Genomic DNA, 14,064 nt, shown 5'->3' with positions numbered 1-14,064 from the left:
CTTATTCGAGGGCCTCCAGTAATGCGTGCAAGCGTTCAAGCCGTTCAAGGGGGTCTTGCAGTTCGACCAGCCGCTGTTTTTCCTGCTTATCCAACGGCAACAACTCTGTCAGGCGCCAGCCCACATCCCGGGCGTCCGAAAAGGACACGTTCATGTCGAGGTCATTGACCACTGGGTGCTTGAGCAACGCCTTAAGTACCACCGGCAATTCCGAAAATGCTTCTGGTATGGCCAACTCGGCTTCTTCCACCAGATACTCAGCATCGCCCATATTGAGGCCATCCGGCGCCCGCCAGGTTTTAACCACGGCCACCTTGGACTGCCCTTCCACGGTGATGCCCAGCATGCCATTTTCGAGCTGCTGAAAATCGATGATGCGAACGTAGGTGCCAATATCATAGAACGCCGCCGTGCTGTTGGTTTCCAGCCCATCCCGCAGAAGCACGACGACGAACCCACGGTCTTCCTTGAGGCAACGCGTCAGCATATCGATGTAACGCGGTTCGAACAGCTGCAGCGGGATACGCCCACGCGGTAAAACGATCGAGTTTAAAGGGAAAATCGGTACATGCATAAGAGGTTCAGCCACCTGGGATTTGACTCCGGAATCAGTGAATGGATAACAACCGATGAACTTCATCGACGCGCGCTCGGGCTTCCGTCAATAGCTTTAAACTTCTGGAGGCATTGAGCTCAAGGCCACCCAGACGCCGGTATGCAGGCACATCTTCGAAACGCGGCAGGTCAGCATTCTGACTGCCGCCGATCATCGCGTGAAGTTGCGCCACAATGACGATATCCACCAGTTGCGGCAGGTCCTGATTGCTTTCATGCATCCAGTCTTCGGCATGACGCGCAGCGCCCACAAACGTTGCCGGAAATCCCCACGTCTCCAGAATTGCGGCACCCACATCCGGGCGCAGCTCCGTAACGGCATGGTCGAGCAAGGCCGGATTCTGATGAAGATTGGCATGGTGCTCGGCATGAACGAGAACCGGAATAGCGCCAATATCATGAAGCAGTCCGGCGAGCAGCGCCTCCTCGGGATTTACTCGGGTGGCATTGTCCGCCAGCACCCAACACAGGGACGCGACATCCCGGGAATGCCGCCACAACTCATCCATCGATTTTTGCAACGCTGGCTGCTTGGATTTAAACACCTCGCGCATTGAAAAGACTGTTACCAACTGCCTCGTGGTGCGGGTACCCAACCTGACGACTGCCTCGCGGACATTACGAACATCATTAAAGCCTCGGTACAACGGGCTATTGCAGGCCCTGACCAACTTTGCCGCAATGGAGGGGTCGGCCGTCACCGCACTGGCTATCTCCTCGGCGGTGGTATCTTCCCGGTCCGCCGCCCGCCGCACCTTCCAGGCCACATCCGGCACACTGGGCAGCGACACCTGATTGGAGCGTAATTCCGCATAAAACTCCATCAATAGCCGATGCTCTTCCGAGTCATCGGGACGGTCGTCCACCATACCGTCGAGATCCGCCTCCAGCACCGGTGCGGACCGAAGCATCTGGTTGAGAATGTCCTGCTCAATCACTAAAAATTCGCAGGCTTCGACAGCAATAACGTCATACATACGGGGCTGCAAACGCGCAATCGCGTTGAGCGCCTTATCACTGTCGGCCACAATTCGGTTCGTCCGGCCGTCACCGGATTTCAGCTCCACGGCGCCGCCGACCAGATAATAGTCCAATCCATCTCTCACGCCGCGCTCAAGCACACGTTGGCCGGGGGAATGGCGTCGACGCTCGGCACGATTGGCCAGCAAAACGAGCTGATCGTCCGTCAGCCGGTTTAACGGCTGAAATAACTTCAGGCGTTTCAGCGGTAGGCTTTCCCGGCCAGTCATAGGCAATCTCCTCGTACCGAATTTTCGGCATTGTTGTCACACACCCAACCGCGCCGCGGCGACGGGATAGCGTTCATGATGCGCATCTAATTGTAACTGCGGTCCGGTAAAACAACCATGCGCAACAAGGTTTATCTGGTATCCTTTGGCGTTTGTTGGACTGCCCACAAGAGATTAAAAACCATGCCCCAGTATCGTTCGCGGACATCCACCGCCGGTCGAAACATGGCCGGAGCTCGCGCCCTTTGGCGCGCCACCGGCATGAAAGACGATGATTTTGGCAAGCCTATTATTGCCGTCTCCAACTCGTTTACCCAGTTTGTGCCCGGCCATGTCCACCTGAAGGATTTGGGCCAACTGGTCTGCCGCGAAATTGAGGCTGCCGGCGGTGTGGCCAAGGAATTCAACACCATTGCCGTGGACGATGGCATCGCCATGGGGCACGACGGCATGCTGTATTCGTTGCCGTCTCGTGAAATCATCGCTGACTCAGTGGAGTACATGGTCAACGCCCACTGCGCTGATGCGCTGGTCTGCATCTCCAACTGCGACAAAATTACTCCGGGCATGCTGATGGCTGCTTTGCGGCTGAACATCCCCGTTATTTTTGTGTCTGGCGGCCCCATGGAAGCTGGCAAAACCAAGCTGTCAGAGCACAAGCTGGACCTGGTAGACGCCATGGTGATTGCGGCCGACGCCTCGGCCAGCGCTGAGATGGTTGAAGAATACGAGCGCAGTGCCTGCCCCACCTGTGGTTCCTGCTCCGGCATGTTCACGGCGAATTCCATGAACTGCCTGACTGAGGCCATTGGCTTGTCGCTACCAGGCAATGGTTCGATGCTGGCCACGCACGCCGATCGCGAGCAGCTTTTTCTCAAGGCGGGACGCCAGATTGTGGAGAATGCCAAGCGCTATTACGAACAGGATGATGCCAGTGTATTGCCGCTGAGCATTGCGTCCATGACCGCCTTCAAGAATGCCATGGTGCTGGATGTCGCAATGGGCGGCTCAACCAACACCATCCTGCACCTTCTCGCCGCGGCGCAGGAAGCGGGCGTGCCGTTTACCCTGAACGAAATCGATCAACTGTCCAGGCAGGTGCCACAGCTGTGCAAAGTCGCTCCAAATTCGCCCAAGTACCACATGGAGGACGTGCATCGCGCCGGCGGTATTATGGGTATTCTTGGGGAACTGGACCGTGCCGGCCTGATCGACACCAGCCTGCCGACCGTGCACAGCAAGACCATGGCCGAGGCACTGGAAACCTGGGACATCATGCAAAAGCCCACACCAGAGGTGATTGAGTTTTACAAAGCCGGCCCCGCGGGCATACCAACCCAGCAAGCCTTCAGTCAAAGCACGCGCTGGCCGTCACTGGACGGCGACCGCGAGTCCGGCTGCATCCGGGCGGCGCAACATGCCTACTCAGCAGAAGGTGGCCTCGCCGTTCTGTACGGCAACATCGCGCTGAACGGCTGCGTGGTCAAAACCGCTGGCGTTGACGAGAACATTTTTGTGTTCGAGGGCCCTGCCCGTGTGTTTGAAAGCCAGGAGTCAGCGGTCGCTGGCATTCTCGACGATCAGGTCAAAGCGGGCGAGGTGGTCATTATCCGGTATGAAGGCCCCAAGGGTGGCCCCGGCATGCAGGAAATGCTCTACCCAACCAGTTATCTCAAATCCAAAGGTCTGGGCAAGTCTTGTGCCCTGCTGACCGATGGGCGTTTTTCAGGTGGCACGTCCGGATTGTCCATTGGCCATGCATCCCCGGAGGCGGCCGCAGGCGGCGCGATTGGCCTGATTGAAAATGGGGATACTGTGCGCATCGATATTCCGAACCGTACCATTAATGTCGAACTGAGCCAGCACGACCTGGATCGGCGTCGGGAAAACCGCGACAAGATTGGCTGGCACCCTGCCGAATCACGACCGCGCAAAGTCTCAGCGGCGCTAAAGGCATACGCGCTGCTGGCAACCAGCGCCGATAAAGGTGCAGTGAGGGATCCCGAGAAGCTAGGCTGAGGGACAAAAACCCGGGGCGTCTTTCTGGGCAGCCCCGGGTTCTGGATCATCGGCTGACGCCTGGATTACGTCTTAGAAAAACGACCAACCACCGTCGTCATCTTCTTCCACCACATCGTCTTTTGCCGCTGCCTGCTCTTTTTTCGTGGTCGATGCGGCCTTGGCCGGCGCGGCGGCCTTCGATGCCGGGGCCGCTGAAGCCGCCAGCTGAACGCTCACCATTCCCAAAGCCTTCTTGGTGCTATTGTCCAGCTCCCCGGAAGCTTGCAGATCAGAACGATCCTTCTGGAAGGCTTTCAGGGCGGCGCGCGTTTCCGCATCCATGCTGCCATTCACATTCGCAATGGTATACCCGGCACCGTAGAGCGCGTTTTTAAGAGCAACGGTATCGTTGGCTGTGGCCGTAGAGGCTACACTTGAAAGCGCGATGGCCAGAATCGCGGCAGCCGCGAGCTTCGCTTTTCCACAGAATAATTGAGTCATTGGGTTCTCCTGCACTTTTTTATTGTATTTTTGAACATGCTGCTTAGGTTTTGCGCACGCACGCAGAAGACTAGCACACTCTCCTTCCTCGTGGCTGTCAGCCTTCCGAGTGATTCGACGATGGAGGTACTGACTTACCGGCACCCACCCTGTGATGGGACGTGGTGTCGCTGAATTCACGAATAAAAATACCCCAAAATGCCATGAACAGGGCCGCCACCAAAGGCCCCATGACAAACCCGTTGATGCCAAACATGACAATCCCGCCCAGCGTCGAAAGCAAGACAATGTAGTCCGGTAGTTTGGTATCGCGGCCGACAAAGATCGGCCGCAGTATGTTATCCGCCAGACCGATGACAATCACACCAAAAGCCGTCAGTACCAGTGCGGAGACAGTGTTGCCCACCGCCGCCAGATACAATGCGGCTGGCACCCAGACAATCGCTGCGCCGACCGCCGGCAGAAGCGAAACGATCGCCATCACCACACCCCAGAGCACCGCCCCCTTGATGCCCAGCACCCAGAAGATGATGCCCCCCAAAGCACCCTGGATAATGGCGATCAGTAAATTGCCCTTGACGGTGGCCCGCGTCACTTCGGCGAATTTCGCAAACAACAGTCGCTCACGCTCGTCCCCCAATGGCAACGCCCGAATCAGCAGGTCCACCAACTGAGTCCCATCACGCAGCAAAAAGAACGCCAGATACACCATCAATGCCAATCCTAAAAAGAATTGGAACGTATTCTGGCCAAACCCCAGTGCTTGTTTCGCCATAAATTGACTGCCGCCGACAAAGGCATTCACGGCGCGGTCCCGCAGTTGCGCAAAATCAATGTCAAACTGGGCAAAAAAGCCCTCAATGGCAGGAAACGAGCTGCTTACCCGGTCAATGTATTCCCCGGGTCGTATCTCGCCCGCCTGAATCTGTTGATAAAGACTGACGCCTTCGGCCACCAGCGAAGACACCAGCACCATCACTGGGATCACCACAATGACCATACAAATCAGCAGGGTCAGCAGCGCCACACCGTTAGGTCGAGGTCCCAGTTTTAGCGTCAGCCACTGCTGGATCGGGTGAAAAATCAATGCGATGGCGACCGCCCAGAATATCGGGCCGAAAAACGGCTTCATGAGAAATATGAAGGCCAGCGACACTAAAACCAGCATCGCGAGAAAAGAGCGGCGTTCCAGAGCTTCGTACATAGCGGGCATCCATCCGGTCGGTGCTTACATGCAAAAACGGGTTATACCCTACCACGGCAACCGTGGCCACCATGATCACTGTCGAGTTATAGTGTGATGTCGAGTGCTCGATATTGATCAGGGCAAGTGACAGGGGCAAAACAGGTCAATCGATTGGAAATCGTAACGTTCACAGAGGAAACGGCATTGCAGGCCGCTTCGGCTTTGCAGTACATCCTGGCAAAACGAACACACCGAAAAAAAGTGCTCGGCCAGGAGGTTATTGTCCCGGGTCAACTTGGCGAGGCCTTGCGACTGCCGCTGATAATCAAACGTTTGCAAAGCCGGCAGATACGCCAGCGGGAACAGGGCGTTGATGATTTTTCCGCGCTGTGGCTCACCTTGTCGGTGACCACTCAAAAGCGTGTCCGGCAGGTCCTGGACTGGTATGACCCACAAGATCTTGACTGGGACGACAAACGCTCCAACCGGAATCCGCTCCCCGGCAATGATGATCCCTCCCCCGACCACTGAGGTTGCATACGGGACACTGCCTCTAACGACCTTTAATTGTCATGTTTCGCCCCTAATATTAAATTTATGAGGGAAAAAACATGACAACACGGGATCTCTACATTGCCACGCTGGCCCCCGGTCGGGCTGTTCCCACATTGCTGTGCGGCCACTGTAATTCCATTCTGTCGCGCACCCGCATGTTCCGCAACGATAACCAGGACCGTTACGATGTTGGGTGCCAAACTATCGCCCTTTGTTCCGCCGATGATTGTGGGGCCGTTAACAGCTGTGACGCAGCAATAGCAGCCCTTGACAGCCCCGACGAAATGAAAGAGATCGCATCCTGAATCAATAGGGCAACGCACTGTTACGCAAACCAAACACACCGCGTCGCCATCTGCTTTATGCTGTGCGGATATGGCCAAGAATGTCGGCCGCGCACCCAATCAGTCAGGACAGTCGATGGTATGCGTATACTGAGAACCGATGAGACCCGCTTTGGTGGGTTGCCGGATTATCCTTTCGCACCCAATTACCTTGAGGTTCAGCCCGGACTCCGGATGCATTATGTGGACGAAGGTCCACAACAGTGTGATCCGGTGGTTATGCTGCATGGCGAACCATCGTGGTCGTATCTTTATCGACACATGATTCCCCGCGTTGCTGAGGCCGGTCACCGCGTTCTTGCACCCGATTTGATCGGCTTTGGCAAGTCGGACAAACCCGCCAGCGTCGCCGACTACAGTTATGACAGCCACATGGCTTGGTTAACGCACTGGCTGGAGGCGCTGGATCTCAACAATATAACGTTGGTGTGCCAGAACTGGGGGTCATTACTGGGCCTCCGGCTCGTCGCCGAACATCCGCAGCGGTTCCGGCGCATCATTGTCGGCAACGGCATGCTGCCCACCGGTGATGCTCCCGTACCGACCGCATTTACCCTGTGGAAAGCGTTTGCCATGTACAGCCCGTGGTTCCCAATCAGCCGAATTGTGCAGCTGGGAACCGGTCGCACTCTGTCGAAAGCAGAAATGGCAGCCTATGAAGCCCCCTTCCCGGGCGATGCCTACAAAGCCGGGGCGCGGGCCTTCCCAAAACTGGTGCCGCTCTCGCCAAACGACCCGGCCAGCCTGGCCAATAAAGCCGCCTGGCAGATATTGGAAAACTGGAAAAAACCCTTTATTACGTGTTTTAGTAGCGGCGACCCCATCACACGCGGCGGCGACCGCAGCATGCAAAGACGCATTCCCGGTGCGCATGGCCAGCCCCATATCACTCTGAGGGGCGGGCATTTCCTGCAAGAAGATTCCCCTGAAGATTTTGCCCGCATTATCAATGATGCCCTGAAATCAGAGGCGGCGGCCTGACACACGCCATGACGGTGTGAGACGCCCCAACCCCTATCAACTCTGATGTTTGGGCTGGTAACTCCCTGCATCAACCCTGGGCCGATCAGACTCCGCCTTCGCGAGTGGCTGGCATTCCTCCAGGCTCGCAAGGGAGCGACGGGTTAGTCTCTGGTACTCTTCGGTGCCCTTCGCTTTCCACGCTATCTCGTTATCGTTCAGCGTACGCAGCACCTTTGCGGGCGCACCCACGATGAGTGACGCAGGCTCACACCTAAAACCGGCTTTGACCAAGGCACCGGCGCCAACGATGGAACGGGGTGCGATTAAAGCCTCGTCCATGACCACTGCGTTCATGCCAACCATTGCGTCCTCGCCGACAACGCACCCGTGAAGGATCGCGCCGTGCCCCACATGGCCGTTTTTCTCAATCACCGTATCCATACCCGGGAAAGCATGCATGACGCAGTTATCCTGAATATTCGAGCCGTCCTTAAGCACGACCCGGCCAAAATCACCTCGCAGCGAAGCCGCCGGCCCCACATAACACTCCGCACCGATCCAGACGTCCCCGATCAGCACGGCCGTCGGGTGAACATAGGCGGATGGGTGAACGACGGGGACAACGCCTTCTATACTGTAACTGGGCATAACGCTCTCCTAAGCTAACAGGCACCGCAACAGTCTCGGACCTGCGTCACACTAAAAACATGGGACCTTAAAAGTTATTTTTACTCAATTTCTGTATCACATTATCGTGTTTTGAAGGAATTATCATAACAAAAACGTCGTTAACCATACTCAAACTGCGACTAAAACCGAAGGCCCGGTAAAGATTATAAAATATTTTTTATTATTTTCATGAACATATAAAAATTTTCCCATCACACAGAGCAAAAGCGATACATAAAATGAACTCTACAATCATTGACGGGTATCAATACTAAGATATACTCATTTTCATAATTGATAGTGTCGTACCGGTCCAAGACGCCTTTCAAGCTATCTTCCAAATGAACAACAGGACAACAAAGCCATGACTCAGCCGAGCATTCTTCTCGAAATCAATCAGGGTGTGGCGCTGCTAATCCTGAACCGTCCAGACAGCCTGAACAGTTTCAATGTCGAAATGCACGAACGCATGCGCGATGCTATCGGCACTGTGCGCAAGGATGAATCTGTCCGTGTCCTGGTTATTACCGGCTCTGGTCGGGGTTTTTGCGCCGGGCAGGACCTTTCAGACCGCAGCGTTTCCCCGGACCAGGAAACACCAGATCTGGGTGCCTCGCTGGAAAACTATTACAACCCCTTAGTGCGGAGCTTGAGGGATCTGCCGATGCCAGTCCTCTGTGCCGTTAATGGTGTCGCTGCCGGCGCCGGCGCCAACATCGCCCTGGCCTGCGACATCACGCTGGCAGCCCGCTCTGCCAGTTTTGTGCAAGCGTTCTGCAAACTCGGCCTGGTGCCCGATTCTGGCGGCACCTGGTCCCTGCCCCGTGTGGCCGGGATGGCCCGAGCCAAAGGGATGGCCCTGCTCGGGGAGAAGATCAGTGCTGAGCAGGCCGAGAACTGGGGCATGATTTGGCGGTGCGTGGATGATGGTCAGATCATGGAAGAAACCATGAAACTGGCCCGGCATTTCGCCATTCAGCCCACCAAGGGCCTGGCCTTGATCAAGCGCGCCCTCCATGCCAGCAGCAATAATACCTTTGAAGAACAGATCAACCTTGAAAGGGACCTCCAGCGCATGGCGGGGCAAACCGAAGACTACCGCGAAGGCGTTGCCGCTTTCATGAATAAACGCACGCCTGCCTTTAAGGGGAAGTAAGCTATGCAGGCGCTGAGACGGGGTTTTCTTAATGAGTGATATAGACCCGCAAACACTCGCCGAGGAATGCGCAAAGGCCATGTTTGCCCGAGACCGGGCCAGCCAGAACCTGGGCATGAGCATTGAGTCCGTAGGCCCCGGCAAAGCGGTACTCACCATGACCGTCACCGACGACATGATTCAGGGCCACGGCTCCTGCCACGGCGGCTACCTGTTTACCCTGGCCGATTCCGCTTTTGCTTTCGCTTGCAACAGTTATGACCGGGCCACCGTCGCCTCCGGCTGTAGCATCGATTACATGTACGGCGCCAAAAAAGGCGACCGGCTGATCGCCACGGCCGAAGAGCAGGCCCGAGGTGGCCGCACTGGCGTTTACGACATCACACTGACCAATCAGGACGGGCGCAAGGTCGCCCTGTTCCGGGGCCGTTCCTACGAAGTTCGCGGCACGGTACGCGGTTCGGAAGAAAATGCATGAGCGCCGACAGTCTTACCAGAACACCGACCATTACCCTATAAGAACAAAGCAGGACAGGATCATGAGCCTACCCCTCCAGAAAATTGGCAAACTCGACCGAATGGAGACCGCCAGCATTGACGAGCTCCGCCACGAGCAGCTTCAGCGCCTTCGCTGGAGCCTTATTCACGCGTACACCAATGTGCCTTTTTACCGTAAGGCTTTTGACGATATCGATCTCAAACCGATGGACATCAACTCCCTGGAAGACCTCGCCAGGGTACCGTTTACCACCAAGGCAGACTTGCGGGACAACTACCCGTTCGGCATGTTTGCCACGCCGATGTCCGACGTGGTTCGGGTGCATGCTTCCAGCGGAACCACCGGCAAACCAACCGTAGTCGGCTACACCCAGAGTGACATCGACACTTGGGCAGACGTTGTAGCACGCTCTATTCGCGCTGGTGGCGGCCATGCCGGTGACAAGGTGCATGTTGCCTATGGTTATGGCCTCTTCACAGGCGGTCTTGGCGCCCACTACGGTGCCGAGCGTCTCGGCTGTACGGTCATCCCAATGTCTGGCGGCCAGACCGAGAAACAGGTACAGCTGATCAAAGATTTCGAACCCGACATCATCATGGTGACACCGTCCTACATGCTGAACATTGCCGACGAGATGGATCGCCAGGGCCTTGACCCACACAAACTGCCTCTGCGGCTGGGCATTTTCGGGGCAGAGCCCTGGACCAACGCAATGCGCGCCAAAATTGAGCAACGACTGGGCATCCAGGCCCTCGATATCTATGGTCTTTCCGAGGTGATGGGGCCCGGCGTCGGTATGGAATGTATTGAAACCAAAGATGGGCCCACCATCTGGGAAGATCATTTCTATCCGGAAATCATCAACCCGGAAACCGGTGAAGTCCTGCCTGATGGGGAATACGGTGAGCTGGTCTTCACTTCACTGACCAAGGTGGCCCTGCCGATCCTGCGTTATCGCACCCGGGATCTCACCCGCCTACTACCGGGAACCGCCAGACCCATGCGCCGGATTGACAAAATTACCGGACGCAGTGATGACATGTTGATTATCCGCGGCGTGAACATGTTCCCGAGCCAGATCGAGGAACAGGTGCTGAAATGCGAGGCACTGGCCCCGCATTACGAGATTGAGGTTTACAAGGAAGGCAACCTGGACTGCGTGACTGTCCGGGCTGAACTCAAACCAAGCGTTTCCGGCGATGACGTGCGGGCCAAGACAGCCAAGGAACTTGCTCATCACATCAAGTCCTACGTCGGCATCAGCACCCGTGTCGAGGTGGTGGAAACCAACCGCCTTGCCCGCTCGGAAGGCAAGGCCAAGCGTGTATTTGACCGCCGCAACGACTAAATCTTCCAGACTTGTCTGGCGGGGGCCCGCCCACCTTCCTGTTGGCTGGCTCCCCGGTAGCTTCTTGCCCTCTCGACTGCCAGGCCATCTTTGCAGCGAATTACCGATTTAAATTTACTTTTTCGGCACCAGCCTCAATGGAATTTTATTGCGTATCACATTTTTTACCATATAAATCATAAATATAAACGTCACCAAGAAGAATTCAAAACAAAACATGACACACAAAAGCACTTCTTGATATTTATTAAGTATCATATAATATGGAGTCAATGGCCGTTCAGTCGCTCCTGAAGGCATCACTGTTCACAAGCAATTGAACAAAACACTCGATCCGGAGGTATTTTTATGTACGCCCAGCTCGTTGAAACCGGTGCCAAGCGCCTGAAAACCAAAGAAGAAATGTCACCTGAAGAGCTTGAATTTCAGGAAAAGGTCGACGCCGAAATCAAGATCGAACCCAAGAACTGGATGCCTGAAGGCTACCGCAAGACCCTGATTCGCCAAATCTCCCAGCATGCTCACTCAGAAGTGGTTGGCATGCTGCCGGAAGGCAACTGGGTTACCCGGGCACCTAACCTTAAGCGCAAGCTTCAGCTGATGGCCAAGATCCAGGATGAAGCAGGCCATGGCCTATACCTATACAGCTCCATGGAAACCCTCGGTGCAGACCGCGATGAAGAAATCGAGAAGCTGCATCAGGGCAAAGCCAAGTACTCCAGTATCTTCAATTACCCGACTCTGAACTGGGCAGATATGGGTGCCGTTGGCTGGCTGGTGGATGGCGCTGCAATTGTGAACCAGGTTGTACTCCAGCGGACCTCCTATGGTCCCTACTCCCGCGCTATGGTCCGTATCTGTAAGGAAGAGAGCTTCCACCAGCGCCAGGGTTACCAGATTCTGTTGGACATGATGCGCGAAGGCACCGATGAGCAGAAAGCCATGGTCCAGGACGCCATTAACCGGATCTGGTGGCCGGCCCTGATGATGTTCGGCCCGCACGATGATGAGTCACCGAACTCGCAGCAATCCTTGGCCTGGAAGATCAAACGCAAGAGCAACGACGAACTGCGCCAGATGTTCATTGATCAGACCATACCGCAGCTTGAGTTTCTGGGATGCACCGCGCCGGACCCGGATCTGAAATGGAACGAGGAAACCGGTCATTACGATTTCGGCGAAATCAACTGGCAGGAATTCTACGACGTGCTCAAGGGTAACGGTCCCTGCAACCGCGAACGCATCACCACGCGCAAGAAAGCCATTGACGAGGGCGCATGGGTTCGTCAGGCAGCAGTCGCCTATGCCGAGAAACAGAAACAGCGCGCAAATGCCGCTTGATACCGGAGGAATACCGCATGTCTGAATGGCGCCTTTACGAAGTTTTTGTGCGATCCAAGCACGGCCTGAACCACAAACATGTGGGCAGTGTGCACGCCGCTGACGCAGAGATGGCCATGGAAAACGCCCGCGACCTCTACACCCGCCGTAGCGAGGGCGTGAGTATCTGGGTAGTCCCCTCCGACACCATCACGGCCTCCGCATCTGACGAAAAAGAAGTTCTTTTCGATCCGTCGGAAGACAAGATTTACCGGCATGCTTCGTTTTACAAGCTGCCCGATGAAGTCGGACACATGTAAGGAGCGATTCATGACACAAACAGAAGCATTAAGAGAATATCTGCTGCGGTTGGCAGATTCCGACATGATCCTGGGCCAGCGCCTGTGTGAGCTGTGCGGCAAGGCCCCGGCACTTGAGGAAGAAATGGCAGTGATGAACGTTGCCCTCGACCTTATCGGCCAGGCCCGCAACTGGTACGAGTACGCAGCCGAGCTGATTGATGATGGCCGGGATGCCGACAAACTGGCGTTTCTTCGCGATGCCCACGATTACCGCAACCTGCTGCTCACCGAACAGCCCAATGAAGACTATGCGGTCACCATGGGTCGACAGTTTTTCTTCGATGTGTGGCATTACTTCACCCTGACGAGCCTGACCGAATCCAGCGATGAGCGCATTGCTGGCATCGCCTCCAAAGCGGTGAAAGAAGCCACCTATCACCTGCGTCGGTCATCCGAGTGGGTCAAGCGTCTCGGCGATGGCACTGAAGAGAGCCACCAACGCATGCAGGATGCCGTGGATATTCTCTGGCGCTTCACCGGCGAACTGATCACCCCGGACGACACTGATCGTGTTCTGGCCGAGGCCGGCATTGGCCCGGAGCCTGACCAGCTCGCCCAAGACTGGCGCGGTATGGCCAACGAGGTGCTAACCCAGGCAACCCTGACACCCGGTGCAGAAGACGCCTGGATGTATATGGGTGGCAAGCACGGCGAACACACCGAACACCTCGGTTTCATTCTGGCGGAAATGCAGTTCCTGCAGAGGGCCTATCCCGATGCCACAACCTGGTGATTCCGTCAGTCGGTCAGCCGTCGATATCCTGATTGCCAGCGATCGGGTACCGGCAAACGCCCGCCCCGATCTGTTGACAGAGGACGACATCTGGGCACTTCTTGAGGAGGTCAAAGACCCCGAAGTGCCGGCAGTCAGCGTCGTGGAACTCGGCATTGTTCGCGCCTTGCGTTGGGACGGAAATGAATTGTCCGTTGACGTAACCCCGACTTACTCCGGCTGCCCGGCCACTGAGTTGATTGAGGAGTTGATCACCGAAGCCTTGCGCGCCGTGGGCTTTCGGAATCCGAAAATTAACCGGGTGCTGACCCCTGCCTGGACTACCGACTGGATCACAGCCGAAGGTAAAGACAAGCTTCGGGCGTTCGGAATCGCCCCGCCCGAGGGCAGTTCCAGCAAGATGAGCCTGCTCGGCGAACCGGAAATCATTGCCTGTCCTCTCTGCGGCAGCGAGGACACCGAACGGGTCAGTGAATTCGGATCCACCGCCTGCAAAGCCTTATACCGTTGCAAGGAATGCCTCGAGCCCTTCGACTACTTCAAATGCATCTAGAGCCGATAC

The 14,064-nt window shown here is 56.0% G+C and carries 16 protein-coding genes; 11 read left to right on the top strand and 5 right to left on the bottom strand.

Going from position 1 to position 14,064, the window contains the following annotated elements:
- Position 1 precedes the first annotated feature (1 nt).
- Entirely contained in the window at positions 2–574 is a 573-nt protein-coding gene (locus tag GRX64_RS15085) for an LON peptidase substrate-binding domain-containing protein (RefSeq protein ID WP_166268600.1), read from the bottom strand.
- A gap of 34 nt (positions 575–608) precedes the next feature.
- Complete coding sequence (locus GRX64_RS15080; protein WP_166268571.1) at positions 609–1,865, bottom strand: HDOD domain-containing protein; 1,257 nt, start codon at positions 1,863–1,865, stop codon at positions 609–611.
- A 183-nt stretch (positions 1,866–2,048) separates the two neighbouring features.
- On the opposite strand from GRX64_RS15080, the gene ilvD reads away from it, so the two are divergent.
- On the top strand, positions 2,049–3,884 hold the full coding sequence (gene ilvD / locus GRX64_RS15075; protein ID WP_166268570.1) for a dihydroxy-acid dehydratase: 1,836 nt from the start codon (positions 2,049–2,051) through the stop codon (positions 3,882–3,884).
- Between the two features lie 72 nt (positions 3,885–3,956).
- Here the strand turns inward: ilvD and GRX64_RS15070 are convergent, their stop codons facing one another.
- Entirely contained in the window at positions 3,957–4,367 is a 411-nt protein-coding gene (locus GRX64_RS15070; protein WP_166268569.1) for a peptidoglycan-binding domain-containing protein, read from the bottom strand.
- Between the two features lie 97 nt (positions 4,368–4,464).
- Positions 4,465–5,571, bottom strand: a complete 1,107-nt coding sequence (locus tag GRX64_RS15065; protein WP_166268568.1) for an AI-2E family transporter — start codon at positions 5,569–5,571, stop codon at positions 4,465–4,467.
- A gap of 153 nt (positions 5,572–5,724) precedes the next feature.
- Between GRX64_RS15065 and GRX64_RS15060 the strand changes: the two genes are divergently transcribed.
- The 3 genes from GRX64_RS15060 to GRX64_RS15050 all read left to right on the top strand — a co-directional run bounded on the left by GRX64_RS15060 (position 5,725) and on the right by GRX64_RS15050 (position 7,433).
- Positions 5,725–6,084 carry a hypothetical protein gene (locus GRX64_RS15060; protein ID WP_166268567.1) on the top strand — a complete coding sequence of 120 codons (360 nt, stop codon included), beginning with the start codon at positions 5,725–5,727 and terminating at the stop codon, positions 6,082–6,084.
- 80 nt (positions 6,085–6,164) lie between these two features.
- Positions 6,165–6,413: a hypothetical protein gene (locus GRX64_RS15055; protein ID WP_166268566.1), complete on the top strand. Its 249-nt coding sequence runs from the start codon at positions 6,165–6,167 to the stop codon at positions 6,411–6,413.
- Positions 6,414–6,533: 120 nt separating this feature from the next.
- Positions 6,534–7,433, top strand: a complete 900-nt coding sequence (locus GRX64_RS15050) for a haloalkane dehalogenase (protein WP_166268565.1) — start codon at positions 6,534–6,536, stop codon at positions 7,431–7,433.
- Between the two features lie 36 nt (positions 7,434–7,469).
- Here the strand turns inward: GRX64_RS15050 and GRX64_RS15045 are convergent, their stop codons facing one another.
- Positions 7,470–8,063, bottom strand: a complete 594-nt coding sequence (locus GRX64_RS15045) for a phenylacetic acid degradation protein PaaY (protein WP_166268564.1) — start codon at positions 8,061–8,063, stop codon at positions 7,470–7,472.
- A gap of 385 nt (positions 8,064–8,448) precedes the next feature.
- Between GRX64_RS15045 and paaG the strand changes: the two genes are divergently transcribed.
- From paaG to paaD, 7 genes are all read left to right on the top strand, one after another.
- On the top strand, positions 8,449–9,240 hold the full coding sequence (gene paaG / locus GRX64_RS15040; RefSeq protein WP_166268563.1) for a 2-(1,2-epoxy-1,2-dihydrophenyl)acetyl-CoA isomerase PaaG: 792 nt from the start codon (positions 8,449–8,451) through the stop codon (positions 9,238–9,240).
- A gap of 31 nt (positions 9,241–9,271) precedes the next feature.
- Positions 9,272–9,718 carry a hydroxyphenylacetyl-CoA thioesterase PaaI gene (paaI, locus tag GRX64_RS15035; protein WP_166268562.1) on the top strand — a complete coding sequence of 149 codons (447 nt, stop codon included), beginning with the start codon at positions 9,272–9,274 and terminating at the stop codon, positions 9,716–9,718.
- Between the two features lie 61 nt (positions 9,719–9,779).
- Complete coding sequence (gene paaK, locus GRX64_RS15030) at positions 9,780–11,087, top strand: phenylacetate--CoA ligase PaaK (RefSeq protein WP_166268561.1); 1,308 nt, start codon at positions 9,780–9,782, stop codon at positions 11,085–11,087.
- A 348-nt stretch (positions 11,088–11,435) separates the two neighbouring features.
- Positions 11,436–12,428 (top strand): 1,2-phenylacetyl-CoA epoxidase subunit PaaA, encoded by a 993-nt coding sequence (paaA, locus tag GRX64_RS15025; protein WP_166268560.1) that lies wholly within the window; start codon positions 11,436–11,438, stop codon positions 12,426–12,428.
- 17 nt (positions 12,429–12,445) lie between these two features.
- Positions 12,446–12,727, top strand: a complete 282-nt coding sequence (gene paaB / locus GRX64_RS15020; RefSeq protein ID WP_166268559.1) for a 1,2-phenylacetyl-CoA epoxidase subunit PaaB — start codon at positions 12,446–12,448, stop codon at positions 12,725–12,727.
- Positions 12,728–12,737: 10 nt separating this feature from the next.
- A complete protein-coding gene (gene paaC / locus GRX64_RS15015; RefSeq protein WP_166268558.1) occupies positions 12,738–13,502 on the top strand; it encodes a 1,2-phenylacetyl-CoA epoxidase subunit PaaC in 765 nt (254 codons plus the stop codon).
- Complete coding sequence (gene paaD / locus GRX64_RS15010; protein WP_166268557.1) at positions 13,486–14,055, top strand: 1,2-phenylacetyl-CoA epoxidase subunit PaaD; 570 nt, start codon at positions 13,486–13,488, stop codon at positions 14,053–14,055. The genes paaC and paaD overlap by 17 nt, the downstream gene beginning before the upstream one ends.
- The last annotated feature ends 9 nt before the right edge of the window (positions 14,056–14,064 follow it).

It is taken from the genome of Marinobacter caseinilyticus, assembly GCF_011074955.1.
Taxonomy (GTDB): domain Bacteria; phylum Pseudomonadota; class Gammaproteobacteria; order Pseudomonadales; family Oleiphilaceae; genus Marinobacter; species Marinobacter caseinilyticus.
The sequence above is the reverse complement of the archived record's forward strand: the minus strand, read 5'-3'. Positions and strand labels throughout refer to the sequence as shown.